The organism is Streptomyces sp. NPDC005962 (assembly GCF_040629205.1).
Lineage (GTDB): Bacteria > Actinomycetota > Actinomycetes > Streptomycetales > Streptomycetaceae > Streptomyces.
The window spans coordinates 246,390-273,021 of sequence record NZ_JBEXVE010000001.1; the positions used below are offsets into that span (position 1 = coordinate 246,390).

The 26,632-nt window shown below is 71.2% G+C and carries 25 protein-coding genes; 14 read left to right on the forward strand and 11 right to left on the reverse strand.

Annotated features, from left to right (window positions below):
• Nucleotides 1-5 precede the first annotated feature (5 nt).
• Entirely contained in the window at nt 6-710 is a 705-nt protein-coding gene (leuE, locus tag ABZ370_RS01200) for a leucine efflux protein LeuE (RefSeq protein WP_358614852.1), read from the reverse strand.
• 124 nt (nt 711-834) lie between these two features.
• On the opposite strand from leuE, the gene ABZ370_RS01205 reads away from it, so the two are divergent.
• The 3 genes from ABZ370_RS01205 to ABZ370_RS01215 all read left to right on the forward strand — a co-directional run bounded on the left by ABZ370_RS01205 (nt 835) and on the right by ABZ370_RS01215 (nt 4,380).
• Nucleotides 835-1,593, forward strand: coding sequence for a MerR family transcriptional regulator (locus ABZ370_RS01205; RefSeq protein ID WP_358614853.1), 759 nt, complete (start codon nt 835-837; stop codon nt 1,591-1,593).
• A 192-nt stretch (nt 1,594-1,785) separates the two neighbouring features.
• On the forward strand, nt 1,786-2,484 hold the full coding sequence (locus tag ABZ370_RS01210; protein WP_358614855.1) for a VTT domain-containing protein: 699 nt from the start codon (nt 1,786-1,788) through the stop codon (nt 2,482-2,484).
• Between the two features lie 186 nt (nt 2,485-2,670).
• Nucleotides 2,671-4,380 (forward strand): threonine/serine exporter family protein, encoded by a 1,710-nt coding sequence (locus ABZ370_RS01215; RefSeq protein ID WP_358614857.1) that lies wholly within the window; start codon nt 2,671-2,673, stop codon nt 4,378-4,380.
• A gap of 68 nt (nt 4,381-4,448) precedes the next feature.
• Here ABZ370_RS01215 and ABZ370_RS01220 read toward each other — a convergent pair whose 3' ends face one another.
• Nucleotides 4,449-4,940 carry an inorganic diphosphatase gene (locus ABZ370_RS01220; protein WP_358615991.1) on the reverse strand — a complete coding sequence of 164 codons (492 nt, stop codon included), beginning with the start codon at nt 4,938-4,940 and terminating at the stop codon, nt 4,449-4,451.
• A gap of 320 nt (nt 4,941-5,260) precedes the next feature.
• On the opposite strand from ABZ370_RS01220, the gene dacB reads away from it, so the two are divergent.
• The 6 genes from dacB (at nt 5,261) to folE (ending at nt 12,939) form a co-directional block, all read left to right on the forward strand.
• Nucleotides 5,261-6,724, forward strand: a complete 1,464-nt coding sequence (dacB, locus tag ABZ370_RS01225; protein ID WP_358615994.1) for a D-alanyl-D-alanine carboxypeptidase/D-alanyl-D-alanine-endopeptidase — start codon at nt 5,261-5,263, stop codon at nt 6,722-6,724.
• Between the two features lie 107 nt (nt 6,725-6,831).
• Nucleotides 6,832-7,971: a zinc-dependent metalloprotease gene (locus ABZ370_RS01230; RefSeq protein ID WP_358614859.1), complete on the forward strand. Its 1,140-nt coding sequence runs from the start codon at nt 6,832-6,834 to the stop codon at nt 7,969-7,971.
• Between the two features lie 199 nt (nt 7,972-8,170).
• Nucleotides 8,171-9,310 carry a tRNA lysidine(34) synthetase TilS gene (tilS, locus tag ABZ370_RS01235; protein ID WP_358614861.1) on the forward strand — a complete coding sequence of 380 codons (1,140 nt, stop codon included), beginning with the start codon at nt 8,171-8,173 and terminating at the stop codon, nt 9,308-9,310.
• Between the two features lie 62 nt (nt 9,311-9,372).
• Nucleotides 9,373-9,912 (forward strand): hypoxanthine phosphoribosyltransferase, encoded by a 540-nt coding sequence (gene hpt / locus ABZ370_RS01240; protein WP_358615997.1) that lies wholly within the window; start codon nt 9,373-9,375, stop codon nt 9,910-9,912.
• 256 nt (nt 9,913-10,168) lie between these two features.
• Nucleotides 10,169-12,211 (forward strand): ATP-dependent zinc metalloprotease FtsH, encoded by a 2,043-nt coding sequence (gene ftsH, locus ABZ370_RS01245; RefSeq protein WP_358614863.1) that lies wholly within the window; start codon nt 10,169-10,171, stop codon nt 12,209-12,211.
• Between the two features lie 122 nt (nt 12,212-12,333).
• Nucleotides 12,334-12,939, forward strand: coding sequence for a GTP cyclohydrolase I FolE (gene folE, locus ABZ370_RS01250; RefSeq protein WP_358614865.1), 606 nt, complete (start codon nt 12,334-12,336; stop codon nt 12,937-12,939).
• Nucleotides 12,940-12,965: 26 nt separating this feature from the next.
• On the opposite strand, the gene ABZ370_RS01255 is transcribed toward folE, so the two are convergent.
• The 6 genes from ABZ370_RS01255 to ABZ370_RS01280 all read right to left on the reverse strand — a co-directional run bounded on the left by ABZ370_RS01255 (nt 12,966) and on the right by ABZ370_RS01280 (nt 17,996).
• A complete protein-coding gene (locus ABZ370_RS01255; protein ID WP_358614867.1) occupies nt 12,966-13,463 on the reverse strand; it encodes a DUF3180 domain-containing protein in 498 nt (165 codons plus the stop codon).
• Between the two features lie 51 nt (nt 13,464-13,514).
• Complete coding sequence (gene folK / locus ABZ370_RS01260; RefSeq protein WP_358614869.1) at nt 13,515-14,108, reverse strand: 2-amino-4-hydroxy-6-hydroxymethyldihydropteridine diphosphokinase; 594 nt, start codon at nt 14,106-14,108, stop codon at nt 13,515-13,517.
• A complete protein-coding gene (gene folB, locus ABZ370_RS01265) occupies nt 14,105-14,473 on the reverse strand; it encodes a dihydroneopterin aldolase (RefSeq protein WP_358614871.1) in 369 nt (122 codons plus the stop codon). The genes folK and folB overlap by 4 nt, the downstream gene beginning before the upstream one ends.
• 228 nt (nt 14,474-14,701) lie before the next feature.
• Nucleotides 14,702-15,181 carry a nuclear transport factor 2 family protein gene (locus ABZ370_RS01270; RefSeq protein ID WP_358614873.1) on the reverse strand — a complete coding sequence of 160 codons (480 nt, stop codon included), beginning with the start codon at nt 15,179-15,181 and terminating at the stop codon, nt 14,702-14,704.
• Nucleotides 15,178-16,083 carry a dihydropteroate synthase gene (gene folP, locus ABZ370_RS01275; RefSeq protein WP_358614875.1) on the reverse strand — a complete coding sequence of 302 codons (906 nt, stop codon included), beginning with the start codon at nt 16,081-16,083 and terminating at the stop codon, nt 15,178-15,180. Before folP ends, ABZ370_RS01270 begins: the two co-directional genes overlap by 4 nt.
• Nucleotides 16,084-16,154: 71 nt before the next feature.
• Nucleotides 16,155-17,996 (reverse strand): phosphatidylglycerol lysyltransferase domain-containing protein, encoded by a 1,842-nt coding sequence (locus ABZ370_RS01280; protein ID WP_358614877.1) that lies wholly within the window; start codon nt 17,994-17,996, stop codon nt 16,155-16,157.
• Between the two features lie 167 nt (nt 17,997-18,163).
• Here ABZ370_RS01280 and ABZ370_RS01285 point away from each other — a divergent pair, with 167 nt between their 5' ends.
• Nucleotides 18,164-19,294 carry an alpha/beta hydrolase-fold protein gene (locus ABZ370_RS01285; protein WP_358614879.1) on the forward strand — a complete coding sequence of 377 codons (1,131 nt, stop codon included), beginning with the start codon at nt 18,164-18,166 and terminating at the stop codon, nt 19,292-19,294.
• Nucleotides 19,295-19,374: 80 nt separating this feature from the next.
• Here ABZ370_RS01285 and ABZ370_RS01290 read toward each other — a convergent pair whose 3' ends face one another.
• Nucleotides 19,375-20,535, reverse strand: a complete 1,161-nt coding sequence (locus ABZ370_RS01290; RefSeq protein ID WP_358614881.1) for a betaine/proline/choline family ABC transporter ATP-binding protein — start codon at nt 20,533-20,535, stop codon at nt 19,375-19,377.
• A 129-nt stretch (nt 20,536-20,664) separates the two neighbouring features.
• On the opposite strand from ABZ370_RS01290, the gene ABZ370_RS01295 reads away from it, so the two are divergent.
• The 4 genes from ABZ370_RS01295 to ABZ370_RS01310 all read left to right on the forward strand — a co-directional run bounded on the left by ABZ370_RS01295 (nt 20,665) and on the right by ABZ370_RS01310 (nt 24,320).
• Nucleotides 20,665-21,342: an ABC transporter permease gene (locus ABZ370_RS01295; RefSeq protein WP_358614883.1), complete on the forward strand. Its 678-nt coding sequence runs from the start codon at nt 20,665-20,667 to the stop codon at nt 21,340-21,342.
• Nucleotides 21,342-22,079: an ABC transporter permease gene (locus ABZ370_RS01300; protein ID WP_358614885.1), complete on the forward strand. Its 738-nt coding sequence runs from the start codon at nt 21,342-21,344 to the stop codon at nt 22,077-22,079. Before ABZ370_RS01295 ends, ABZ370_RS01300 begins: the two co-directional genes overlap by 1 nt.
• A gap of 106 nt (nt 22,080-22,185) precedes the next feature.
• Nucleotides 22,186-23,145 carry an ABC transporter substrate-binding protein gene (locus ABZ370_RS01305; protein ID WP_358614887.1) on the forward strand — a complete coding sequence of 320 codons (960 nt, stop codon included), beginning with the start codon at nt 22,186-22,188 and terminating at the stop codon, nt 23,143-23,145.
• 74 nt (nt 23,146-23,219) lie between these two features.
• Nucleotides 23,220-24,320, forward strand: a complete 1,101-nt coding sequence (locus ABZ370_RS01310; RefSeq protein ID WP_358614889.1) for a hypothetical protein — start codon at nt 23,220-23,222, stop codon at nt 24,318-24,320.
• Between the two features lie 57 nt (nt 24,321-24,377).
• Here ABZ370_RS01310 and ABZ370_RS01315 read toward each other — a convergent pair whose 3' ends face one another.
• Both ABZ370_RS01315 and ABZ370_RS01320 read right to left on the reverse strand, forming a co-directional pair.
• The gene (locus ABZ370_RS01315; protein WP_358614891.1) at nt 24,378-25,520 is read right to left on the reverse strand and encodes an NADH-quinone oxidoreductase subunit D; all 1,143 of its coding nucleotides are present in this window, start codon (nt 25,518-25,520) and stop codon (nt 24,378-24,380) included.
• Nucleotides 25,521-25,596: 76 nt separating this feature from the next.
• A complete protein-coding gene (locus ABZ370_RS01320) occupies nt 25,597-26,607 on the reverse strand; it encodes an SAM-dependent methyltransferase (RefSeq protein ID WP_358614893.1) in 1,011 nt (336 codons plus the stop codon).
• Between the last annotated feature and the right edge of the window lie 25 nt (nt 26,608-26,632).

Below are 26,632 nucleotides of genomic sequence, written 5' to 3' on the forward strand. Positions count from 1 at the left end.
CGCCGTCAGCCGGCGCTGCTGACCGACAGCTTCGCCGCGAACCCCAGGAACGCCGCCCCCGCGCCCGCCGACAGCCCGGCCGTGAGCCGCTTGCGCCGCCGGAAGAGGGCCGCGAGATACGTGCCACCGAAGATCAGCAGGGAGAGATAGGTGATGCTGAACAGCTCCGCCCAGGCGCCCAGTGCCACGAAGGACAGCGCCGGGTGGGCGTACTCCGGGTCCACGAACTGCACGAAGAAGGAGATGAAGAACAGGATCGCCTTCGGGTTCAGCAGGCTCACGACCAGCGCCCGGCGGTAGGGCCGCTCGACCGCCCCGGACGCCGTGCCGTCCGCGCCGGCCGAGCCGTCCGTGCCCACCTCGGCTGCCTCGGCCGCCTCGGCGGTCCGCGCCGCGCTGCCCGGCCCCTGGCGCCACAGCTTCCGCGCCCCGCGCAGCATGCCCACCGCGAGCCAGGTCAGATAGCCCGCACCGGCGAACTTCACCACGGCGAAGAGCGCCGGGCTCGCCTGGAGCAGCGACGCCACGCCGCCCGCGGACAGCGCCATCAGCACCGCGTCCCCGCACAGCACCCCGCCCGCCGCACGGTAGGCGGTACGCGGGCCGCGGCGGGCGGCGACGGACACCACATAGAGCGAGTTCGGGCCCGGCAGCAGGATGATCAGCGCAAGGCCCGCCAGATACGTCGAAAGATCAGTTATCCCCAGCACACTCGGCAGGATGCCAGGAAACGCGCGTCGCGCCCGCATGATTTCGGCATCCGGACTTGCACCTCACGCGACGTGAGGCGCCACCGTGGAGCGCATACGGAACACAAGAAGAGCGGACCAGGTCATGAGCTATTCGGTGGGACAGGTCGCGGGCTTCGCCGGGGTCACGGTGCGCACGCTGCACCACTACGACGAGATCGGGCTGCTGCGCCCGAGCGCCCGCAGCACGGCCGGGCACCGGCGGTACGACGACGCCGACCTCGACCGGCTGCAGAGCATCCTGTTCTACCGGGAACTCGGCTTTCCGCTCGACGAGGTGGCGGTCCTCCTCGACGACCCGGACGCGGACCCGCAGGCCCACCTGCGGCGCCAGCACACGCTGCTGACCGACCGGATCGAGCAGCTCAGGAGGATGGCCGCCGCCGTCGAACACGCCATGGAGGCACGGAAGATGGGCATCGATCTGACCCCCGAGGAGAAGTTCGAGGTCTTCGGGGACTTCGATCCGGACGAGCACGCGGACGAGGTCGAGGAGCGCTGGGGGAACACCGAGGCGTACCGGGAGTCCCAGCGCAGGGCGGCCACGTACACCAAGGAGGACTGGCAGCGGATCCAGGCCGAGTCCGACGCGCTCAACGAGCACTTCATCGCGCTGATGGAGTCGGGCGCCGCGCCGGAGTCCGAGGCCGCGATGGACCTCGCCGAGGAACACCGGGAGGGGATCAGCCGGAACCACTACGACTGCGACCACCAGCTCCACCCCTGCATCGCCGAGAATTATGTGACGGACCAGCGCTTCACGGACAACATCGACAAGGCCAGGCCGGGGCTCGCCGCCTACCTCCGGGACGCGATCCGGGCCAACGCGGAGCGCCACGGGTAGCGGGTGCGGGCGAGGGGCGGGCATGAGGGGGGGGCGGGCGGACAGTGGGAACCACGGGCACGCATACGGCGTTGATAGCTTTGGGCGGCACACTGCCAAGCGACGAACGCCGCAGCAGTCCGTACCCCGACCCTGCGGCCGGGCCTCGCACGAGCACGAGCCTGCACCCCTCGACCCAGGAGCCTGTGACCCGTGACCACCCTCGCGCTCGGCCCTCAGTGGCTGGACCCGGACTATCTGATCGAAACCTTCGGGCTGCTCGGCGTGCTGGCCATCGTCTTCGCGGAGTCGGGCCTGCTCATCGGCTTCTTCCTGCCGGGAGACTCGCTGCTGTTCACCACCGGTCTGCTGGTCACCACCGATGTGATCAAGCAGGATCTGTGGCTGGTGTGCACGGGCGTCGCCGTCGCGGCGATCGTCGGTGACCAGGTCGGTTATCTCTTCGGCCGGAAGGTCGGACCCTCGCTGTTCAAGCGCCCGGACTCCAAGCTCTTCAAGCAGGAGAACGTGGAGAAGGCGCATGAGTTCTTCGAGAAGCACGGCCCGAAGTCGCTGATCCTGGCCCGCTTCGTGCCCATCGTGCGGACGTTCACGCCGATCATCGCGGGCGTGAGCCGGATGAACTACCGCTCCTTCATCATCTTCAACATCGTCGGCGGTGTGATGTGGGGCACGGGCGTCACCCTGCTGGGCGCGGCGCTCGGCAAGGTCGACTTCGTCCACAAGCACATCGAGCTGATCCTGATCGGCATCGTGCTGCTGTCCGTCATCCCGATCGTGATCGAGTTCCTGCGGGCCCGGAGCAAGTCCAAGAAGGAGGCCGCCGAGGCACCGGACGGGCCGTCGGCGGCCGACCAGCAGGGCCCGCGCGGCCGCCACGCCAAGCGCTGACCCGGTCGCCGCCCGCAGATCTTCACCGTCACTTCACAGGCGTCACTCCGCTACACATCCGTCGCACACGCTGCCCCCACTCCCACTCGGCGGCCACCTCCCCGCACAATGGGCTTCGGTGGTCGTCGATGTCGCATCGTGGCTGCTGGAAGAAGTGACGGGGAGGCGGTTGAGGAGCGAGGCGGAGTGGGGTCGGACCGACAGTACGGACAGCGTGGCGCGGGCACGCAGGAAGCGGACACGGCGGAGCACCGCAAGCCGCAGTCCGATGAGGCGCGCAGCGCATTTACCCCGCCCCAGGGGGTACCGAGGCCGCCCTCGCCCGATGGCGAGCACCCGACCTCGGAGTTCGCCATCCCCGTGGGGCTGACCGCCGAATGCGCCCCTCCCGAGCCGGAGGGCTCGGCCTTCGTGGCGCCCCCCGGGGTCACCACATCGCCCAACCAGACCACCGGCGGTTTCCCGGCCTTCACGCCGCCGAACGGCATACCCCTGGTCCGGCTGACCAAGGACGCGCCCTGGCAGGACCGGATGCGCACGATGCTGCGGATGCCGATCAGCGAGCGCCCGACGCCCGAGCAGCGCACCGAGCAGGAGGACGACACGGGCCCCGCCGTCCCCCGGGTGCTCGACCTCGTCCTGCGTATCGCCGAGCTGCTGCTCGCGGGCGGCGAGGGCGCCGAGGACGTCGAGGCGGCGATGCTCGGCGTGGCACACGCGTACGGGCTCGACCGCTGCGAGCCCACGGTGACCTTCACCCTGCTGTCGGTCAGCTACCAGCCCTCGCTGGTCGACGACCCGGTCACCGCCAGCCGTACGGTGCGCCGCCGGGGCACCGACTACAACCGGCTGTCGGCCGTCTTCCGGCTCGTCGACGACATCACCTCGCAGGACGACTTCACCCTGGAGGAGGCCTACCGCCGCCTCGCCGAGATACGCCGTAACCGCCACCCCTACCCCGGCTGGGCGCTCACCGTGGCCGCCGGCGGGCTGGCCGGAGCGGCGAGCATGCTGGTCGGCGGCGCGTGGCCGGTCTTCTTCGCGGCGGCGATCGGCGCGATGCTCGGCGACCGGCTGGCGTGGCTGGCGTCCGGGCGCGGACTGCCGGAGTTCTACCAGTTCGTGGTCGCGGCGATGCCGCCCGCCGCGATGGGCATCGGGCTCAGCCTCCTGGGCGCGGGACTCCAGTCGTCCGCGGTGATCACCGGTGGACTGTTCGCGCTGATCCCCGGGCGGGCCCTGGTGGCCAGCGTCCAGGACGGGCTGACCGGGTATTACATCACCGCCGCCGCCCGGCTGCTGGAGGTCGGCTACCTGATCGTCGGCATCGTCTGCGGCGTGCTCACCGTGCTGTACGGCGGGCTCCAGCTGAACGCCAAGCTGAACCCGGAGGCGGCGCTCGTGGGCCAGCCGCAGCCGATCGTCCAGATACTGGCGGCGATGCTGCTCGCGCTGACGTTCTGCATCCTGCTCCAGCAGGAACGTCACACCGTGCTGTTCGCCACCCTCAACGGCGGGGTCGCCTGGGTGGTCTACGGCGCGCTCGCCGACACCGCCGACGTGCCGCCGGTCGCCGCCACGACCGTGGCCGCCGGGCTGGTCGGCCTCTTCGGGCAGCTGCTCTCCCGCTACCGCTACGCGTCCGCGCTGCCGTACGTCACGGCGGCGATCGGGCCGCTGCTGCCCGGTAGCGCGACGTACTTCGGACTGCTCGCGCTCGCCCAGGGAAATCTGGACCGCGGCATCCCCCACCTCACCCAGGCGGCGGCACTGGCCCTGGCGATCGCCATCGGGGTGAACCTGGGTGGCGAGGCGGCCCGGCTGTTCCTCAAGGTCCCGGGCGGCGGGGACGACCCCTCGGGCCGTCGCGCGGCCAAGCGCACCCGAGGCTTCTGACCCGGCTCTGACCTGCGAAAACACCGAACGGGCCAGCCCCAGGGCTGGCCCGTTCGGGAGGTTACGGCTCAGTGGCCGCCGGACGCCTCCAGGCGCTTGATGGACGCCTCCACCTCGGCCTCGGCCTCGGCGCGTCCCACCCAGTCGGCCCCTTCGACCGACTTGCCGGGCTCCAGGTCCTTGTAGACCTCGAAGAAGTGCTGGATCTCCAGGCGGTCGAACTCGGACACGTGGTGAATGTCACGCAGATGCTCGACCCGCGGGTCCGACGCGGGTACGCACAGCAGCTTGTCGTCGCCGCCCGCCTCGTCGGTCATCCTGAACATGCCGATCGCACGGCACTTGATCAGGCAGCCGGGGAACGTCGGCTCGTCGAGAATGACCAGGGCGTCCAGCGGGTCGCCATCCTCGCCGAGGGTGTTCTCGACAAAGCCGTAATCCGCCGGGTAGCTGGTCGAAGTGAAGAGCCGACGGTCGAGACGGAGGCGCCCCGTCTCGTGGTCCACCTCGTACTTGTTCCGCGAACCCTTCGGGATCTCGATGGTGACGTCGAACTCCACGGGTGGCTCCTCCATGATCAACACATACGTCTGGTGATTAAGTGTCCCCCACGCAGGTGTGTGGTGGCGAAAGGGGCTGGTCCGTCGTGCCTGAAGCCAGATCACGGCAGTTCAGGGAGTTGCTCGCGCGCGGGCGAACCCTCGTGCGGGACCAGTGGCGCCGTGTCGCCTCCGTCGGGGTCCGGCTCCGGGACCGCTGGTGGAACCGCCCGGTCCGGGAACGGCCGTGGCACGTACGGGTCCGCGACCTGTGGGACCGCGCCGGGCTCCGCGACCGGTGGCGGCGCAGCGCCGCGAGGGAGCGTCTGCGGCACAGCCGGATGCACGACCGCTGGCAGCGCACCCCGCCCCAACAGCGCGGCACCTGGCGGCTGGTGGCCGTCTCCGGTGCGGTCGGCCTGGCCGTCGCGGCCGGTTCGGTGTTCGCCGCCGGGCCCTGGGACACCGGTCAGCGTACGGCCGAACGCGCCCGCGCCGCCGGGGAGCCGGGCCCGGGTGGCGAGCGTCACCCCGGCAACCCCGTCCCCAGCGCGGCGCCCGTGCTGGCCGCCCTCGGCGCGCCCGGCGCCGTGCCGTCGCCGGACAGCGGCGAGGACGCGGTTCCGCCGCCCACCGGCGGCGGACTCGCCGACGCCCTGGAACCGCTGCTGGACGACCCGGCGCTGGGCGACGAGCGCGCGGCGTCCGTCGTGGACGTGACGACGGGACAGCAGGTGTTCGGGACCGGCGCGAAGGGCGCCGTGGTGCCCGCGTCGACCATCAAGCTGGCGACCGGCGCCGCCGCCCTGTCCGCCCTCGGCCCCGACCACCGGATCAAGACCACGGTGGTCCAGGGCGGCGGCGGCATCGTGCTGGTCGGCGGCGGCGACCCGACCCTCACCGCCCGCGCCGCCAAGGGCGACGGCCGCCCCGCTTCGCTGGGCCGACTGGCCGACGACACCGCCCGCGCCCTCAAGAAGAGCGGCACGGCGTCCGTCCGGCTCGGGTACGACACCTCGCTGTACTCCGGGCCCGGGCTGCACCCCATCGGCCCCAACGAGAACATCTCGCCCGTCACCCCGCTGATGGCCGACGAGGGACGGCTCGACGACAGCGACCACGGCCCGGCCGCGCGCTCCGAGGACCCCGCCGCCGACGCGGCCGGAACGTTCGCCTCGATGCTGCGCGACCGCGGCGTCGAGGTGACCGGGGACCCGCGGCCCCGGACGGCCGGAAAGCACCCCCGGGCGCTGGCCACCGTCCGCTCCCAGCCGCTGTCCGCGCTCGTCGAGCGGATGCTGACCAACAGCGACAACGACATCGCCGAGGCCCTCGCGCGGCAGACCGCCGTCGCCGCCGGGGAGCCCGCGAGCTTCGACGGCGCGGCGAAGGCCGTGACCGCCCGGCTGAAGAAGCTCCGGCTGCCGGTCTCCGGCGCCCGGATCGCGGACGGCAGCGGGCTCGACCGCGACGACCACGTCTCCGCCGCGCTCCTCGCCCGGGTGCTGGTACGGGCCTCCGACATCGGCCACCCCGAGCTGCGGCCGCTGCTCACCGGGCTGCCGGTGGCCGGATTCAGCGGCACCCTGCGCACCCGCTACGGCGCGGACACCGTCGGCCGCGGCGTGGTGCGCGCCAAGACCGGCACGCTGACCGGGGTCAACACCCTGGCGGGCAGCGTCGTCGATGCCGACGGGCGGCTGCTGGTCTTCGCGTTCATGACCAACGGCACCACGGACCCCACCGGCGCCCAGCACGCCCTGGACACGATGGCCTCGGCGCTCGCCAACTGCGGATGCCGGTGAGACGAGGGTGAGGAGAGTGGCGCGTCGCCCGGTCGGGCCGGGGGCGGCCGGGTGTGCGGGGGAGTGGTCTTCTCCCGGATGAGGCGCGGGCCACGTACCGTGAAGCCATGACGAGCATCGGTGGTGTGGAGATGGTCGACTGGAACCTGGCCGTCGCGACCGCGACCCGGCTGGTGCGACCGGGTCCTGAGGTGAGCAGGGACGAGGCGCGCGCCGTCGTCGCGGAGTTGCGGCGGCACGCGAAATCCTCGGAGGAGCATGTACGCGCCTTCACCCGGATGGCCGTCCCCGGCGGCCCGGCCGCCGACACCCCCGTCCTCGTCGTGGACCGCGCGGGCTGGATCAAGGCCAACGTCGCGGGCTTCCGCCAGATCCTGTCGCCGCTGCTGGGCAAGATGCAGGACCGGCGCGGCGGGCTGCCCGGCGGGGCGGTGCTGGGCGTGGTCGGCGGCAAGGTGACCGGTGTCGAGCTGGGGATGCTGCTGTCGTTCCTGGCCTCCCGGGTGCTCGGCCAGTACGAGACCTTCGCGCCGGCCAGCCGCGAGCTGCCCGCCGGGGCCGCGGGCGGCGGGCGGCTGCTGCTGGTGGCCCCCAACATCGTCCATGTGGAGCGCGAGCTCGACGTGGCCCCGCACGACTTCCGGCTGTGGGTCTCGCTGCACGAGGAGACGCACCGTACGCAGTTCACCGCGGTGCCCTGGCTGCGCGACCACATCGAGTCCGAGATCCAGGCGTTCCTGGGCGAGACCGACGTCGATCCGGCCACCCTGCTGGAGCGCCTCCGGGAGGCCGTCCAGTCGCTGGGCGGCGGGCGGCCGGACGGCGAGGAGGCCGCGGAGCGCGGCGCCTCGCCCAGCATCATCGAGCTGGTCCAGACCCCGGCGCAGCGCGAGATCCTGGCCCGGCTGACCGCCGTGATGTCGCTGCTGGAGGGGCACGCGGACTTTGTGATGGACGGGGTCGGGCCGGACGTCGTGCCCTCCGTGGCCGAGATCCGCGAGAAGTTCCAGAAGCGCCGGGCGAGCGGCGCGGGAAGGCTCGACCAGGCGCTGCGCAAGCTGCTGGGGCTGGACGCCAAGCTGCGGCAGTACCGTGACGGTGAGCGGTTCGTACGGGCCGTGGTGGGCCAGGTCGGCATGGACGGCTTCAACCGGGTCTGGACCTCGCCGAACACGCTCCCCACCAAGTCGGAGATCAGCAAACCCGCCGAGTGGGTCGCGCGGGTGCACCGTAAGGCGGAGTCGTAGAACCGGCTCACTTGGTAACGGACGAATGCTCCCGTTAATCACTCGTCCGAGGGACCGTTAGCGACGGGTAGGCGTGCGATGCTCGGGGAACAGCTCGCTTCTGTCACCATCGTCATACACAGCGTGACGAATCCCCCCGTGTGACGACATCTCGTACGCCCCCCGAGGCACCCCCTCGCATGACAGATGGGAAACGGACATGGGTCCCCATCCAGCGGTCGCCGCGATACGCCTGGCGGTCCGCCGCGTCCTCCACGACGTCCTCGTCGACTCCCCGGCCACCTCCGCCACCGCGCAGCCTTCCCCGGACTTCCCCGCTTCCCCGGCGTCTCCGGCCGCTCCGCCCCAGGCGCCCGCGCCCCGCGGCTCCGCTCCCCGTGAGGGCCGTCCCCTCGTGCTCGCCGCCTGCTCCGGCGGCGCCGACTCCATGGCACTCGCCTCCGCGCTCGCCTTCGAGGCCCCCCGGCTCGGCCTGCGCGCCGGTGGCGTCACCGTCGACCACGGCCTGCAGCCGGGCTCCGACGTGCGCGCCGCCGAGGTCGCCGAGCGGATGCGGGAACTGGGCCTGGCCCCCGTCGAGTCCATCGCCGTCTCCGTCGGCCGGGGCGGCGGCCCCGAGGCCGCCGCACGGGACGCCCGCTACGCCGCCCTCGACGTCGCCGCCGAGCGCCACCACGCCGCCGCCGTACTGCTCGGCCACACCCGCGACGACCAGGCCGAGACGGTTCTGCTGGGGCTCGCCCGCGGCTCCGGCACCCGCTCGCTGTCCGGGATGGCCCGCGTCTCCGGCACCGGCGGCCGCTACCGCCGCCCCTTCCTTCAGCTCGACCGGCACACCGTCCGCGAGGCCTGCCTGGCCCAGTCGCTGCCCGTCTGGGACGACCCGCACAACGTGGACCCGGCCTACACCCGCTCCCGGGTCCGCCACGAGGCCCTGCCCGTCCTGGAGAAGGCCCTCGGCAAGGGCGTCGTCGAGGCCCTCGCCCGCACCGCCCAGCTCTCCCGTGACGACGCCGACGCCCTCGACGCCTGGGCCGCCCTCGCGGAGGCCGACATCCTGCGCACCACCCCGGCCCCCGCCCCCGGGGCCGGGTCCGGTGAGCCGGAGGCCGTCGAGCTGGACACCGTCGGACTGCACGGGCTGCCGCCCGCCGTCCGCCGCCGGGTGCTGCGCCGCGCCGCCATCGCCGCGGGCGCGCCCGCCGGTTCGCTCTTCGCCCGCCACATCGAGGAAGTCGACCGGCTGATCACCGGCTGGCGGGGTCAGCGGGCCATCAACCTCCCCGGCCGCGTCGAGGTCCGCCGGGAGGGTGGCAGACTGGTCATCCGGCAGGGCTGATCCGCCCGAGCGAGTTGAGCCGGTTACGTCGAACGAGAGTGGCGCGGGTGGACGACAAGGACATGGGCACCGACCTCAAGTCGGTCCTCATCACCGAGGATGAGATCAACGCGAAGCTGGCCGAGCTGGCCGCCCGCATCGACGCCGAGTACGAGGGCAAGGACCTGCTCATCGTCGGTGTGCTCAAGGGCGCGGTGATGGTGATGGCGGACCTCGCGCGCGCCCTTGCCACGCCGGTCACGATGGACTGGATGGCCGTGTCGTCGTACGGCGCGGGCACCCAGTCCTCGGGCGTGGTGCGGATTCTCAAGGACCTGGACACCGACATCAAGGGCAAGCACGTCCTGATCGTCGAGGACATCATCGACTCCGGCCTGACGCTGTCCTGGCTGCTGTCGAACCTCGGCTCGCGCGAGCCCGCCTCGCTGAACGTGTGCACCCTGCTGCGCAAGCCGGAGGCGGCCAAGGTCGCCATCGACGTGAAGTGGGTCGGCTTCGACATCCCGAACGAGTTCGTCGTCGGATACGGCCTCGACTACTCCGAGAAGTACCGCAACCTGCGGTTCGTCGGGACCCTGGCCCCGCACGTCTACGGAGGCTGAGGCACGCCGCCTCCCCCTGGGAACCTGGCGCGGTTTTCCGCCGTTGGAGCAGGGGAAGGCGGATGTGTTAACACTCCACAGCGGCGTCGGGTGACAATGCTGGGGTACCGTCCGAAGGTCAGTCTCTTTCGAGACTGAGGGTTACACAGCTCATACACCACTAAATACACCGCAATACACCGCACGCACAGGCACCCCTCCAGGGCTGCCGTGCCTCACTGTGGCAGGAGGGACGGGGCGGTTTCGCCCCGTATGGATGGACGTGAAGCGCTACTTCCGTGGGCCGGTCATGTGGATCGTGCTGGCCGTCCTCGCCGTGGTCGTGTTGATGCAGGTCGTCGGCTCGTCCGGCGGCTACAAGTCGGTGGACACCAGCCAGGTCGTCAAGGCGATCAACAGGAACCAGGTCCAGTCCGCCGAGCTGACGACCGGCGACGAGCACAAGATCAAGGTCGAACTCAAGGACAATGTCGCCAAGGTCTCGGGCAGCAACAAGCTCCAGGCCACCTACATCGGTGATCAGGGCGTCGACCTCGCCAGGACCCTTCAGGCCAATGCCCAGAAGGGCGGCGGGATTCCCGACGGGTACAACGTGTCGACTTCGAAGCAGAACCCGTTCGTCGGGATTCTGCTCTCGCTGCTCCCGTTCGTACTGATCGTCGTGGTCTTCCTGTTCCTGATGAACCAGATGCAGGGCGGCGGCTCCCGGGTGATGAACTTCGGGAAGTCGAAGGCCAAGCTGATCACCAAGGACACGCCGAAGACGACCTTCACCGATGTGGCGGGGTCGGACGAGGCGGTCGAGGAACTCCAGGAGATCAAGGAGTTCCTCCAGGAGCCGGCGAAGTTCCAGGCCGTCGGTGCCAAGATCCCCAAGGGTGTGCTGCTGTATGGCCCGCCCGGTACGGGCAAGACCCTGCTCGCGCGCGCCGTCGCGGGCGAGGCGGGCGTCCCGTTCTACTCGATCTCCGGCTCCGACTTCGTCGAGATGTTCGTCGGTGTGGGTGCCTCCCGGGTCCGTGACCTGTTCGAGCAGGCCAAGACCAACGCCCCGGCCATCGTCTTCGTCGACGAGATCGACGCCGTCGGCCGGCACCGCGGCGCGGGCATGGGCGGCGGCCACGACGAGCGCGAGCAGACGCTGAACCAGCTGCTCGTGGAGATGGACGGCTTCGACGTGAAGGGCGGCGTCATCCTGATCGCCGCCACCAACCGGCCGGACATCCTGGACCCGGCGCTGCTGCGCCCCGGCCGTTTCGACCGGCAGATCGCCGTCGACCGTCCGGACATGCAGGGCCGTCTGGAGATCCTCAAGGTTCACCAGAAGGGCAAGCCGGTCGCGCCGGACGTCGACCTGTCGGCCGTCGCCCGCCGTACCCCCGGCTTCACCGGTGCCGATCTGTCGAACGTGCTGAACGAGGCCGCCCTGCTGACGGCCCGTGGCGACAAGAAGCTGATCGACAACCACTTCTTGGACGAGGCGATCGACCGCGTCGTGGCCGGTCCGCAGAAGCGGACCCGGATCATGAGCGACAAGGAGAAGAAGATCACCGCGTACCACGAGGGCGGTCACGCCCTGGTCGCGGCGGCTTCTCCGAACAGCGATCCGGTGCACAAGGTCACGATCCTCTCCAGAGGCCGGGCCCTGGGTTACACCATGGTCCTGCCGGAAGAGGACAAGTACTCGACCACGCGCAACGAGATGCTGGACCAGCTCGCCTACATGATGGGCGGCCGGGCGGCCGAGGAACTGGTCTTCCACGACCCGACCACGGGCGCCTCGAACGACATCGAGAAGGCGACCGCGACGGCCCGCGCGATGGTCACGCAGTACGGCATGACCGAGCGGCTCGGCGCGATCAAGTTCGGCTCCGACAACGCCGAGCCCTTCCTGGGCCGTGAGATGGCTCACCAGCGCGACTACTCCGAAGAGGTCGCCGCACTGGTCGACGAGGAGGTCAAGCAGCTCATCGAGACCGCGCACAACGAAGCGTGGGAGATCCTCGTCGAGAACCGCGACGTCCTCGACAACCTGGTGCTGGCGCTCCTGGAGAAGGAGACGCTGAACAAGGAGGAGATCGCCGAGATCTTCGCCGCGATCCACAAGCGTCCGGCCCGCCCGGCGTGGACCGGCTCCTCGCGGCGTACGCCCTCCACCCGCCCGCCGGTGCTCTCCCCCCGGGAGCTCGCCCCGGCGAACGGTGCCCAGCCCACCTCGGCGGCCTCGCTGACCAAGGCCACCACACCCGAGGACGGCACCGAGCAGTCCGAGGAGTCGGGCTCCGGTTCCGAGAGCTGATCCCGGCCTCCCCGGGGCCCAACGGGCCCCGGGGAGGACCCGGAATGAATGCCGCGTCACTCAGGTTCTAGCCTTGGGGGCGCGGCATTCCGCAGTTTGTGCACAAGGAACGAGGCAGCTCCATGACGGACCCGGTGACGCTGGACGGCGAGGCGACCCTCGGCGTGTTCGACGAGAAGCGGGCCGAGAGCGCGGTCCGTGAGCTCCTGATCGCCGTCGGCGAGGACCCGGACCGCGAGGGGCTGCGCGAGACGCCGGGGCGGGTGGCCCGCGCGTACAAGGAGATCTTCGCGGGGCTGCGGCAGGAGCCCGAGGACGTCCTGACCACCACCTTCGACCTGGGCCACGACGAGATGGTGCTGGTCAAGGACATCGAGGTGATGTCCTCGTGCGAGCACCACCTGGTGCCCTTCGTGGGCGTCGCGCACGTCGGCTACATCCCGTCCCACGACGGCAAGATCACCGGGCTGTCGAAGCTGGCCCGGCTGGTGGACGTCTTCGCCCGCCGCCCCCAGGTCCAGGAGCGGCTGACCACCCAGGTCGCGGACTCGCTGATGCGGATACTGGAACCGCGCGGGGCGATCGTCGTGGTCGAGTGCGAGCACATGTGCATGACGATGCGCGGGGTGCGCAAGCCCGGCGCCAAGACCCTCACCTCGGCCGTGCGCGGTCAGCTGCGCGATCCGGCCACCCGGGCCGAGGCGATGAGCCTCATCATGGCCCGCTGAGGAGCCTGACGGCCCTCAGAACGACTTCAGGCCCGGGCCGAGGCGCCCGGGCCGCGGCCGTTCTCGTCGTCGTCCTCGGGCAGCTTGCAGACCCGCTCCAGGAAGAACGCGGCGGCCACCACGCCCGCGCCGGCCAGCACCGACGCCCCCGCGTAGATGGCCTGGTCCTGGCGGGCCGGTACGTCCAGCTGCTCCAGCGCCAGGAAGACGCCGATCCCGCCGTACATCCCCGAGACCAGCGCGGCCACCAGCGCGCTCGCCTGGCCGAAAACCACCGCGCGGGCGGCCACCATCGGGTCCACGCCCTTCGCGTCCGGCTCCCGCTCCCGCTGGGCGCGCAGCCGCGCCCGCAGCGAGATCGCGGTCGCGACGAGCACGACCGCGATCAGGGCCAGCACGATCGGCGCCGCCACCGGAACGCTCGGCAGCGAGCCCAGCGTGTCCCACAGCCGGGCCCCCGCCCACGACACCACACCGGCCACGGCGAACAGCCCGACCAGCACCCCGATCCGAAGTTGCCTCACCGAGCGGTCGCCCCTCCACACATCAATCTCGTCCGGTCATTTGGTCAACGTCTATTCGGGCAGTCGCAGTTCCAGGTCCGTGCGGACCTCTACGCCGTCCTTGCCCACCTCGTCCAGGAGCGCCGAGACCGCGCCGCGCCCGGGGAACTCGGCCTGCGGGTCCACGTCGTACCACGGCACCAGGACGAAGGCCCGCTGGTGGGCGCGCGGATGCGGCAGGGTGAGCAGCGGGTCGTCGGAGACCACGTCCTGGTAGGCCACGATGTCCACGTCGATGGTGCGCGGACCCCAGTGCTCGTCCCGCACCCGCTCGAACGCCTCCTCGATGGCGTGGCCGCGATCCAGCAGCGAGGACGGCGGCAGCGTGGTCTTCACCAGCACCACCGCGTTGAAGTACGTCGCCTGGGTGCCCGGCTCCACGCCCCACGGCTCCGTCTCGTACACCGGGGAAACGGCCTTGACCCGCAGGCCCGGGGTGTCCTCCAGCGCGTCCACCGCACCTTGAAGGGTCTCCAGGCGGTTGCCCAGGTTGCTGCCGAGGGAGATCACTGCCCGTTTGGGGTTGGACAGGGTCACATCGGCGGCGTCCACCCTCTCCACCACGGAGGCGGGAACGGGCTGCACGGTCGGGTCGCTGCTGCTCATACTCGGCTCCGGGTAATGGTGATGGTGACATCGTCGAAGGGAACGGTGATCGGGGCCTGCGGCTTGTGGACGACGACCTCGACCTCGCGCACCACATCATGCTTCAGGCAGGTTTCCGCTATCCGTTCGGCCAGGGTCTCGATCAGCTCGACCGGCTCGCCCCGCACCACGTCCACGACCTCTTCCGCCACCACGCCGTAGTGGACGGTCTTGGTCAGGTCGTCCTCGGCGGCGGCGGGACGGGTGTCCAGGCCGAGCACGAGGTCCACGACGAACGTCTGGCCCTCCTCGCGCTCGTGCGCGAACACACCGTGATGCCCACGAGCCCTCAGGCCGCGCAGCGCGACACGATCCACCCGAATCACTCCTGCTGGTCGTCGGTTGCGCGGGCACGCCCCAGCCGGTCCGGAGCGCACCGGAGACCCCTGCCGTCGGCGGGGAACCTCCTCGAATCTACCTGCGAATGTCGGCGGCACATGCCCACGGGGTCGCGGCAGATGTCTCCCACAGCCCCGCGCCACCTTCACCTACCCGCACCTCGCACGGCTCGAACGGACCCCATTCGAGCCATCGCGAGTCGCGGCCGGGGGAGCTCAGCCCGGCATCAGCCGGTCGTCGTCCTCGGGGCCCTCCGGGCCCTCGTCGTCACGCTCCGCGAGCACCGGGGAGCCGTGGTGCGACCACACCTTCCAGCCGTCGTCGGTGCGCCGGAACACATTCGTCGCCACCACCAGCTGGCCGACGAGGGGGCCCAGCTGCCCCTCCTCCTCGGCCGGGGCGCCGCTGAGGATGTTCTCGGTGCAGGTCACCAGCGCGGTGTCGGTCATCACCGACACCTCGACGTCGGTCAGGAAGAACTGGATGTAGTCCGTGTTCGCCATGATCAGCGCGTAGGAGCGGAGCACCTCGCCCCGGCCGCGCAGCACCGGCCAGCCCGGGTGCACACAGGCCACCTCGGTCTCGGCGGAGTCCAGCCACAGCCGGTCCAGCGCCCCGTGGTCGCCCTGCTCCATGGCCTCGTACAGCGCGGTGTTGACCAGCGCGACCCGCTCGTTGTCCGTAAGGGAAGTCACAGCGCTCCCGCCGCGTTCGCCGCGTTCTCGTCGACGTACACAGCCTGGGCCACCTCGATGGCGTGGGCCACCCGCACCGCGTCCGCGCTCGCCCGCACCTCGTGCACCCGGACCGCCCACGCGCCCTCGCGCGCGGCGATCGCGGTCACCGCCGCGGTCGCCGCGTCCCGTGCCCGGGCGGGCGGCGGAGCGCCGCCGTCCCCGGCCAGGACGCGGCCCAGGAACCGCTTCCGGGAGGCCGCCACCAGCAGCGGGCGGCCCAGTTGGCGCAGTACGGCCAGATGCGCGACCAGCGCGAGGTCGTGCTCGGCGTCCTTGGCGAAGCCCAGCCCCGGGTCGAGCACGATCCGCTCCGGGGCGATACCGCCCGCGACGGCCCGGTCCACGCTCGTCCGCAGCTCGGCGACGACCTCGCCGACCACGTCCGCGTACACCGCCCGGTTGTTCATGTCGATCGACTGGCCGCGCCAGTGCATCACCACGAAGGGCACCTCGGCCGCGGCCACCGCGGGCACCATCGCCGGGTCCGCGCGGCCGCCGCTCACATCGTTGACCAGCAGCGCGCCCTCGGCGATCGCCCGCTCGGCGACCGCGGCCCGCATGGTGTCCACGCTGACCAGGGCCCCTGCCGCGGCCAGCTCCCGGACCACCGGGACCACCCGGCGCAGTTCCTCGGCCTCGTCGACGCGCGCCGCGCCCGGCCTGGTCGACTCGCCTCCGACGTCCACCAGGTCGGCCCCGGCCGCGACCAGGTCCAGACCGTGCTTGACGGCCAGGTCGGTGTCGAACCACTGGCCGCCGTCGGAGAAGGAGTCGGGCGTGACGTTCACCACGCCCATGACCGCACACCGGTCCCATTCCGGCAGTCCGGCCACTCGGCCCCGCTCGCGCAACGTCCTCATGACCTTAAGGCTAGACGTACCGGCAGCCCGGACGGGGGACGCGGGGGGCGGGGTGCGCGCTCGGACCGCCGCTAGGCGGCCTGCTCCAGTTCGCGGCGCCGGGCCGGGGCCTGGTGGGCGCAGGGCCGCCGCTCGGCGCGCCGCCCGCGGCGCAGCAGCCGGGGCAGCGCGAGGGAGACGAACCCCTCGGCCTGCATCGCGGCCAGGCCGATGCGCGGCAGGTCCCGGGTGTTGCGGAAGACCACGAAGCGCGGCTCCCAGCGCGGCCCGAACTTGGCGTTGAACTTGTACAGCGACTCGATCTGGAACCAGCGGGACAGGAACACCAGCAGCGCCCGCCAGCCGCGCAGCACCGGGCCCGCGCCCAGCTTCTCGCCGCGTGCCAGCGCCGAGCGGAACATCGCGAAGTTCAGCGACACGCGGGTGACGCCCAGGGCAGGGGCGGCCTGCAGCGCGGCGACGATCAGCAGCTCGTTCATGCCGGGGTCGGCGCTGCGGTCGCGCCGCATCAGATCCAGCGACATCCCGTCCGGGCCCCAGGGCACGAAGTGCAGAACGGCCTTGAGGTCCCCGTACGGGCCCTCCTCGGCGCGGTCCTCGGTGATGTCGGCGGCCTTGTGGGCGGTGGCGATCACCGAATCGCCGTCCGCCGGATCGCCGATCCGGCCCAGCGCCATCGAGAAGCCGCGCTCGGTGTCGGTGCCCCGCCAGTCCTCCGCGGCGAGCCGGACGGCCTCCAGCTCCTCCGGGCCGAGGTCGGCGACGCGCCGCACCCTGGTCTCGTAACCGGCCCGCTCGATGCGCTTGACCATCTGGCGTACGTTGCGCATGGCGCGTCCGGAGAGGGTGAAGCCGGCGACGTCCACGATCGCCTCGTCGCCCAGTTCCAGCGCGTCCAGCCCGGTCTCCCGGGTCCACACCTCGCCGCCGGTCTCGCTGCACCCCATCACCGCGGGGGTCCAGGAGTGGGCCCGCGCCTCCTCCATGAACGCGGCGATCGCGCCCGGCCACGCCTCCACGTCGCCGACCGGGTCGCCGCTGGCCAGCATCACGCCGGAGACCACGCGGTAGCAGACGGCGGCCTTGCCGCTGGGGGAGAAGATCACCGCCTTGTCGCGGCGGAGCGCGAAGTAGCCGAGCGAGTCGCGGCCCCCGTGGGTGGCGAGCAGCTCCCGCAGCCCCTCCTCGTCGGAGGCGGTCAGCCGGGCGGCCGGGTGCTCGGGGCGGAAGGCGAGGTACGCGGTGGTGGCGACGGTCAGCAGGCCGAGCGCGCCCAGTGAATAGCCGACCGTGTAGTCGGCGCCGTCGCGGTAGCCGACCGGCCCCTCGAAGCCGATCAGCCCCCACAGCACGTGCGCCAACTGGGCCGCCAGTGACGGCGAGCCCTCGATGGTGTCCGGGTGCGACCGCACGATGAGCAGCCCGATCCCCAGGCTCGCCCCGCCCATGGCAACGAAGTTGGCCAGCGCCATCCAGCGGCTGCGCGGGTCGGGCAGCGCGGCGAACTCGCGCCGGTAGCGGAGCAGCACACCCATCAGGACCAGCGAGAACACGGTGCCCAGTACCGAGTGCCGGTACAGCAGCTGGGCCGCCGCGCCGACCGGCAGCAGCACCACCGCCGCGACCCAGGCGCGGCGCTTACGGCGCTTCAGCCCGTGCGCCAGCATGAGCAGCAGCAGCCCGACCACGATCGACGCCGCGGCGGCCAGGGAGCTGACCGCGCCGGGCAGCACCTCCGCCAGCGCGTGCACCCTGCTGTGCCTCAGCCGCGGGAAGACGATGTCCACGAGCCCGATCAGCATGCAGGCCGTGCCGACCGCGGTGGGGACCGCCTCCGCCCGCGGTCCGCGCAGCACACGCCGTATCCGGTTGGGAACCCCTCCGGACTTTTCGGCATCTGGACTGTCAGACATTCGCATTCCCGTCGCTTCGGTCAAAGGATCTTTGGTTCTCTGACGCAGCATCCGCACGATTTGCGTCTATCTAGACGCGATCCGAGGCGGCGGGGTTCCGCCCCCGGCGCCCGCCGGGAGGTGTCCCTCGCGGCACGGAGGACCGGCCGCCCGGCAGAAAGATAGTGATGGGTCTCACGAGCAACAACGTCGTGATCATGGCTGTCGTCGCGGCGCTGCTGCTGTTCACGGCCACGATATGGCTGTGGCCGCGGCTGGCCGGACGCGGGGTGACCGCCGTGCTCGGCCGGGTCGGCATGCTAGCGGCAACGCAAGCGGCGGTGTTCGCGGCGTTTGGATTGTTCGCCAATCAGTCGTTCGGTTTTTACGGTTCGTGGGCCGATCTTTTCGGGACCGAGACCGCGATGGGGGTGGTGGTGGACCATGACACCCCCGTGGGCCGGGTGAAGGTCACCGAGAGCCGCAAGCTCAACGTCTCGGGCGACTCGTCGCCGGAGACGGGCGGGCGCGTCGACAAGGTCACCTTCCGGGGGTCGGTCTCGCGGATCGCCGGGCCCGGCTACGTCTATCTGCCACCGGAGTACTTCCAGCCACGGTACTCCGCACACCAGTTCCCTGCGGCCCTCGTGCTGACCGGCTACCCGGGCACCACCGAGGCCCTCATCAATGGCCTGAAATACCCCCAGAAGTCCCAGAAACTGGTCAAAGAGGGGAGGATGCAGCCGACCATTCTGGTCATGATGCGGCCGACGGTGGCGCCGCCGCGGGATACGGAGTGCATGGACATCCCCGGCGGGCCGCAGACCGAGACCTTCTTCACCAAGGACGTGCCGAAGGCCGTGTCCGAGCACTACCGGGTGGGTACCCGGGCCCGTAACTGGGGTGTCATCGGCAATTCCACCGGCGGCTACTGCGCCCTGAAGATGGCGATGCGCCACCCCGACGCGTTCTCCGCCGCCGCCGGGCTGTCCCCTTACTACAAGGCCCCGATCGACCCGACCACGGGCGACCTCTTCGGCGGCAGCCGTCGGCTGGAGCGCGAGAACAACCTCATGTGGCGCCTTCGCCGCTGCCCCGCCCCGCCGGTCTCGCTGCTGGTGAGCAGCAGCGAGCGCGGGGAGAAGAACTACGGGGAGACGATGCGGTTCGTGGCGAAGGTGCGCGAGCTGAACGGGCGGGGTGAGCCGACCCGCATCTCGTCGATCATCCTCGGCACCGGGGGCCACAACTTCAACACCTGGAAGCGCGAGGTGGCCCCCGCCCTGGAATGGCTCAGCACCCGCCTCCAGGCCGACTGACTTCTCCCCGATCCCGCCCCTTCCCGCATATCGGATGCTGTGGGGAGGGGCGGGTGGGGAATGGCCGCCGCTGGGGCTTCCTACGTGTCGGAGATCGTCTGCAGGTCGACCTCGCCCCGGGCGATGCCGCCCGCGTCGGCGTCGATCGAGCGGCGCAGCGCCTCGTGCAGCCGGGCCGGGGTGAGGACGCCGAGGAAGCGCTCGCCGTCCAGGACGGCGATCCAGCCCGCGTCGTGCTGGAGCATCGTGCTGAACGCCTGCTTGAGCGGCGCGCCCACCGGGAGCCACGCCTCCATCCGGCGGGAGTGGTCCCGTACCGTCCCCTCCGACCCGTCGGCGGCCGCGTCGGCCGGAATCCAGCCGTGCAGATGGTCGGCGTCGTCCAGGACGACGGCCCACCGGGCGCCGTCCGAGGCCAGCCGGGCGGCGGCCTTGGTGAGGGGGTCGTCGAGGTGGACGACCGGGGGCTGCCAGAGGTCGCCGGGTTCGATGGGGGTCACCGAGAGCCGCTTGAGCCCGCGGTCGGCGCCGACGAAGTCGGCCACGTACGGCGAGGCGGGTGCGCCCAGCACCGCCGCCGGGGTATCGAACTGTTCGACGCGCCCGGAGCCGTACACCGCGATGCGGTCGCCGAGCCGCACCGCCTCCTCTATGTCGTGCGTTACGAAAAGCACGGTTTTGCGCACCTGCGACTGGAGCCGCAGGAATTCCGTCTGCAGATGTTCGCGTACGACCGGGTCGACGGCCCCGAACGGTTCGTCCATGAGCAGCACCGGAGGATCGGCCGCCAGAGCCCGCGCCACCCCGACCCGCTGCCGCTGGCCGCCGGAGAGCTGGTCCGGATAGCGGTCGGCATATACGGAAGGGTCGAGTCCGACCAGATCGAGAAGCTCGGCGGCCCGGTCCCGTCCCTTCTTCCGCTGCCACCCCAGCAGATGCGGCACGGTCGCGGTGTTCTCCAGCACGGTCTTGTGCGGGAAGAGACCGACTTGCTGAATGACATAGCCGATACGGCGCCGCAGCGCGACCGGGTCCGTCTCGGCGATGTCCTCGCCCTCCACCAGAATCCGGCCGGAGGTCGGCTCGATGAGCCGGTTGACCATTTTCATCGTGGTGGTCTTGCCACAGCCCGAGGGCCCGACGAGCGTGACCAGCTCACCCTCCGCGACCTCGAAGGACAGATCGTCCACGGCGGTCGTGCCGTCGGCGTAGCGCTTGGTGACATGCTCGAAACGGATCATGGCTCCCCATTGTTGCCGCATTCGTGGCAGACATTGTTGCTGTTGTGTGGCGATCGGACGAGATTGTCATCTCCCGGGGATAGGGTCACCCAGGAATTGGACGACCACGTGCCCGGGGGAGGTGAGCGTATGGCGGACCAGAACTGTCTGATCAGTAACGATTGGATATGCGGCGAGTATGTGCGCACGCGCGGTCAGGAGCTGACGGACGCGACGCTGCAGCATGTCGGGATCACCCTCGCGTCGGTCGCGATCGGCCTCCTGATCGCCTTTCCGCTCGCGCTGCTGGCCCGCCGCAGGCAGAGCGTGGCGGGCCCGGTGCTGGGGCTGACCACGATCCTCTACACGGTGCCGTCGCTCGCGATGTTCTCGCTGCTGCTGCCCGTCTTCGGGGTGTCCCAGGCGGTCGTGGTCACGGGGCTGGTGCTCTACTCGCTCACCATCCTGGTGCGGAACATCATGGCGGGCCTCGCCTCCGTGCCGGAGGACGCCAGGGAGGCCGCGCGCGGTATGGGGTACGGGCCGCTGCGGCTGCTCTTCGGCGTCGAACTGCCGCTCGCACTGCCCGCCCTGATGGCCGGACTGCGCATCACCACGGTCTCCACCGTCTCGCTCACCACGGTCGGCGCGATCATCGGCTACGGAGGGCTCGGCAACCTCATCTACGAGGGCATGCACAGCTTCTTCAAGGCGCAGGTGCTCACCGCCTCGGTGCTGTGCGTGGCGCTGGCGGTCGTGGCGGACGTGGTTCTGCTCGGCGTCCAGCGGGTGCTGACGCCCTGGGCGCGTAAGAGGAGGAAAGCCTGATGGGCGTCATCGGCGAGGCGTGGACCTGGCTGGCCACCGGATCGCACTGGTCGGGCGCGGACGGGGTGTGGAACCGGCTCGGCCAGCATCTGTTCCTGACGTTCGTCTGTCTGGCGATCTCGTGCGCGGTCGCACTGCCGGTCGCCGTCCTGCTCGGCCACATCGGCAAGGGCGGCGCGATCGCGGTCAACATCTCCAACGCGGGCCGGGCCGTGCCCACCTTCGCCGTACTGGTGCTGCTGCTCCTCAGCCCGCTGGGCTCGCACGGCCAGTGGCCCACGATCATCGCGTTGGTGCTGTTCGCCGTCCCGCCGCTGCTCACCAACGCGTACGTCGGGGTGAGCGAGGCGGACCGGGAGGTCGTGGAGGCGGCCCGGGGCATGGGGATGACGGGCGGTCAGCTGATCCGCCGGGTCGAGCTGCCCCTCGCGTTCCCGCTGATCATGACGGGCGTACGGACCGCCGCGGTGCAGGTGGTGGCCACCGCGACGCTGGCGGCGCTGCCCGGCGGCGGCGGGCTCGGCCGGATCATCACGGCGGGCTTCCGGCTCACCGACACCCCCCAGGTGGTGGCCGGGGCGGTGCTGGTCGCGGCGCTCGCGCTGCTGGTCGAGGGCGCGTTCGTGGTGCTGGGGCTGGCGCTGGACCCGATGCGGCGGAAGACGGGGCGGCGGTCGGCCGCGTTCCGCCGCCCGCCCGCCGACCAGGCGCCCAAGGCGCCCGCGCTGACGTCGTGACGCCGGTCCGAACGCTGATCCGAATGCCGATCCGAACGCTGATCCGAACCGACGCCGGTCCGAACCGCGCGTACATATCTATGGCATATCGATGGATGGGGAACCCATGAGCACGTTCTTGAGAGTGGCGGGGGCGACGGCGAGCGCCGTGGCGCTGGCGGTCGGCGCGACCGCGTGCGGCGGCGACAGCCTGGAGAAGTCCGGCGGCGGCGACAGCTCCGGCAAGCCCGGCAAGGGTTCGCTGGTCATCGGGACCGCGTCCTTCGCCGAGTCGAAGGTCCTCGCGGAGCTGTACGCGGGGCTGCTGGAGAACGCCGGTTACTCGACCTCCATCAAGACGGTGGACACCCGCGAACTGTATGAACCGGCCCTGGAGAAGGGCCAGATGGATGTCGTACCGGAGTACGCGGCGACGCTCGCCGAATTCCTCAACCAGAAGAAGAACGGGCCGAATGCCGAGCCCGTGGCCTCCTCCGACGTGGACGACACGGTGAAGGCGCTGAAGAAGCTCGCCGGGCCGCGCGGACTCAAGGTGCTGGACGCCGGTAAGGCGGTCGACCAGAACGCCTTCGCGGTGAGCGGTAAGTTCGCCAAGGAGCACGACCTCAAGACGCTCTCCGATCTGGGGAAGTCCGGGCAGAAGGTCAAGCTGGCGGCGGGCGACGAATGCCCGAAACGGCCGTTCTGCCAGCCCGGTCTGAAGAAGCGCTACGGCATCGACATCACGGGCATCGACCCGCTGGACATCGGCAGCGTGCAGGCCAAGCAGGCGGTCAAGGACGGCAAGGACCAGATGGTCCTGACCACCACCACGGACGCCACGCTGGACCAGTTCGGACTTGTCCTGCTCGACGACGACAAAAATCTGCAGAATGCCGACAACGTACTTCCTGTGGTGAATGCGAAGTCCGCCGGTTCACCCAAGATCGAAAACGCGCTGAACAAGCTCGGCCGCGTGCTCACCACGGCCGATCTCACCGAACTCAACAAGAAAGTTGACGCCGAGCGGCTCAAGCCCGCCGATGTCGCGGCCGACTACCTCAAGGAGAAGGGTCTCGTGAAGTAGTTTGCCAACGGATTGACAACGGATCTGGCCTGCCGACCCCCCAAAAGGGCCGTACGCACGGTAAGTTTCGGCCCATGCCACGTGGACGCCACCGCCAATCCCCACCCCTGCACAGGCTACTTCCCCCACTGTCGGTCGCAGCCGCGTCAATAACCTGCGCCGCCGGTGCCTGGCTGGTCGGCGATACGGTCGTGATCCGTGGACTCGCCGCGACCGCGGCCACGGCCGCGGTCGTCGGCTCGGTCCTGACCCGCCGTTGGGACCGCGCGGCCGGCCGCCGGGTCGCGGAGGCCGCGAGCGAGACCGCCCGCCAGGAGATGAAGTACGAGGAGCGGGTCGCGGAGCTGGAAGCGGACGCCGAGAAGGCGGCCGAGCTGCGCACCGCGCTCAACACCCGGCTGCGCGCCAAGCGCGCCGAACTCGCCCGGCTGCGCAACGAGCACGCCGAGCTGCTGCGCCGCTACGCCACGGCCGAGACCGAGCGCGCCAGCGCCCTGGAGGGGCGCCGCAGGCTCGCCCTGGAGGCCGGGGTCCCGTCGAAGGAGCTGACGGCGGCCGAGCCGACGGACGAGACCGCGAAGAGCGCCGGGACCGCCGAGGAGTCCGCCGATTCCGACAGCCTCGCCCTGAGCGCGTACGCCCGTGCCGACGAGGCGCTGAGCCGCCTCGTCGCCAGCGCGCGGCAGCAACGGGAGCGGGCCGAAGCGGAGTCGCGCTCCCTGGCGGTCGAGCGGGAGAAGGCCGAGGCCGAGGCCAGGGAGCAGGAGAAAGCGGAACCGAAGGACAGCAAGGCCGGGAGAGCGGCCGCGGACCCGGACGAGGACGGTGCAGCCGTCCCGGGGAAGCGCCCGGCGGCCGACGAGCGTGATGGCCCGGGCAGCTCCCCGGTGCCGCCTCCGCACGCTCGTACGGCCGCCTCCGCCGTGGTGCCGTATGCCGCGGCACGCCGGGCCGCCTCCCGTTCGGAGAGCGGCTTCGACTACTTCGGCACCCAGAAGAACCCGCCGAAGCAGCAGGAGCCCGAGCCGGAGGCCGAGGAGGACCTCGCCGACGTGATCGGCGCGGAGACCCTCGCCGAGACCCGGAAGGGCGCGGTGGGCGAGGTCATCGACCTGACCGCGCACGAGGAGAACGAGCCCCTCGGGATCGAGGAGCTGCGCAGCGCGATCTCGTAGGCCCTGACGCCCGCTTGTCGGCTTACCTGTCTTACCTGTCTTACGTGTCTTCCTGTCTTACTTGTCGATGTCGCCGACGACGAAGAACAGCGATCCCAGGATCGCCACCATGTCGGCGACGAGCGTGCCCGGCAGAAGCTCCGTGAGCGCCTGGATGTTGTTGAACGAGGCCGAGCGGAGCTTCAGCCGGTACGGCGTCTTCTCGCCCTTGGAGACGAGGTAGTAGCCGTTGAGGCCGAGCGGGTTCTCGGTCCAGGCGTAGGTGTGGCCCTCGGGGGCCTTGAGCACCTTCGGCAGCCGCTGGTTGATCGGCCCCGGCGGAAGCTCGGCGAGCCGGTCCAGGCAGGCGTCGGCGAGCGCCAGGGAGTTGTGCGTCTGCTCCAGCAGGCATTCGAAGCGGGCGAGGCAGTCGCCCTCCTCGCGCGTGACCACCTTCAGGGTGTCCTGGAGGTCTCCGTACGCCAGGTACGGCTCGTCGCGCCGCAGGTCGAAGTCCACGCCCGAGGCACGGGCGATGGGGCCGCTGACCCCGTAGGAGTGCACGGCTTCGGCGGACAGGGTGCCCACGCCGCGGGTGCGCCCCCGGAAGATCTCGTTGCCGAGCACGAGCCCGTCGTACACGTCCATCCGCGACCGCACCTCGGCGACGGCCGCCCGGGCCCGGCCGAGCCAGCCCACCGGCAGGTCCTCCTTGAGCCCGCCGACCCGGTTGAACATGTAGTGCATCCGGCCGCCGGAGATCTCCTCCATCACGTGCTGGAGGTCCTCGCGCTCCCGGAACGCGTAGAAGATCGGCGTGATGCCGCCCAGCTCCAGGGGGTACGACCCCAGGAACATCAGATGGTTGAGCACCCGGTTCAGCTCGGCCAGCAGCGTGCGCACCCAGACGGCGCGCTCCGGGACCTCCATCCCGAGCATCCGCTCGACGGCGAGGACGACGCCCAGCTCGTTGGAGAAGGCGGACAGCCAGTCGTGGCGGTTGGCGAGCATGATGATCTGGCGGTAGTCGCGCGCCTCGAACAGCTTCTCGGCGCCGCGGTGCATGTACCCGATCACCGGCTCCGCGTGCTGTACGCGCTCCCCGTCGATCACCATCCGGAGCCGCAGCACGCCGTGGGTGGACGGGTGCTGCGGGCCGATGTTCAGCACCATGTCGGTGCTTTCCGCGGCGCCGCCGATGCCGACTGTCGTCTCCGTCATGGGAACAGTTTGTCTCGACCCCCGCCCCGTCCAGAAACCGGGTCCAGCCCCTGGACCATCGGGGCGGGCCGGACTCTCAGGGCAGGAGGGACCCGTACGGCAGGCCCACCGGCCGGGCCAGCCAGCGGAAGCCGCCCAGGCCCGCCGGGTCCAGCAGCTCCGCCGCCTCGCCCGCCGCGCCCAGGGCCCGTACGTAGGCGGCCGGGTCCGTGGAGGCCAGGGCCAGCGGCGGGCGGCCCGCGTCGAGGCCCAGGTGGCGCAGCGCGTCGCGCTGGGGGACCGGACGGGCGTCCGTCCCGGCCGCGCACGCGTCCAGCGCCACATGCGCCGTGAGATCGCAGGAGCCGTCCGGGACCGGCCGCACCTCGCGCCCGTCCCGGAAGCCGGTCAGCGTGCCGAAGGGCGGCCGGGCGGCGCGTTCGTGGCCGTAGTCGACGGCCACCGCGAGCCCGGCCCCCACGCACCGCACGGCCTGGGCCCAGGCCGCGTCGCGCGGGCGGCCGATCTCGGCCCGCAGCCCCGGTTCGGCGCCCGCCAGCGGCCACCACCGGGCCAGCCAGGCCGCGTCCTCGCCGGTCACCTCGGCGCCGAGCCGTTCTGCGCCGTCGGCCGCCGAGACCTCGACCCGGCGCGGGACGCCGTCGGGGTCCGTCTCGGCGACGTCGACGGGGACGTTGTCCAGCCACTCATTGGCGAACAGCAGCCCGGTGAACCCCTCCGGCACCGTCTCCCGCCACTCCACCCGCGCGTCGAGCCCGGCGGGCCGCGCCGCCCGCTCGACCGCGTACGGCCGCAGCCGCGCGGCCAGGCCGTGCGGCAGCCCGGCGGCCGCCGCCAGCACCCCGGTCAGCAGCTCGCCGCGCCCCGCGCCGAGGTCCACCAGCGCCAGCTCCGGCGGCCGCCCCAGCGCCTCGTCCACCCGCCGCAGCAGCTCCGCGACCGCCCGCGCGTACAGCGGTGAGGCGTGTACCGAGGTGCGGAAGTGACCGGCCGGTCCCTCCGCCCTCCGGAAGAAGCCGTCCGTCCCGTACAGTGCCCGTTCGGCGGCCTCGCGCCACCCGCACCATTCCCGCAGTTCACTCGCCACGCCCCCACGTTAAAGCGGAGTGGTA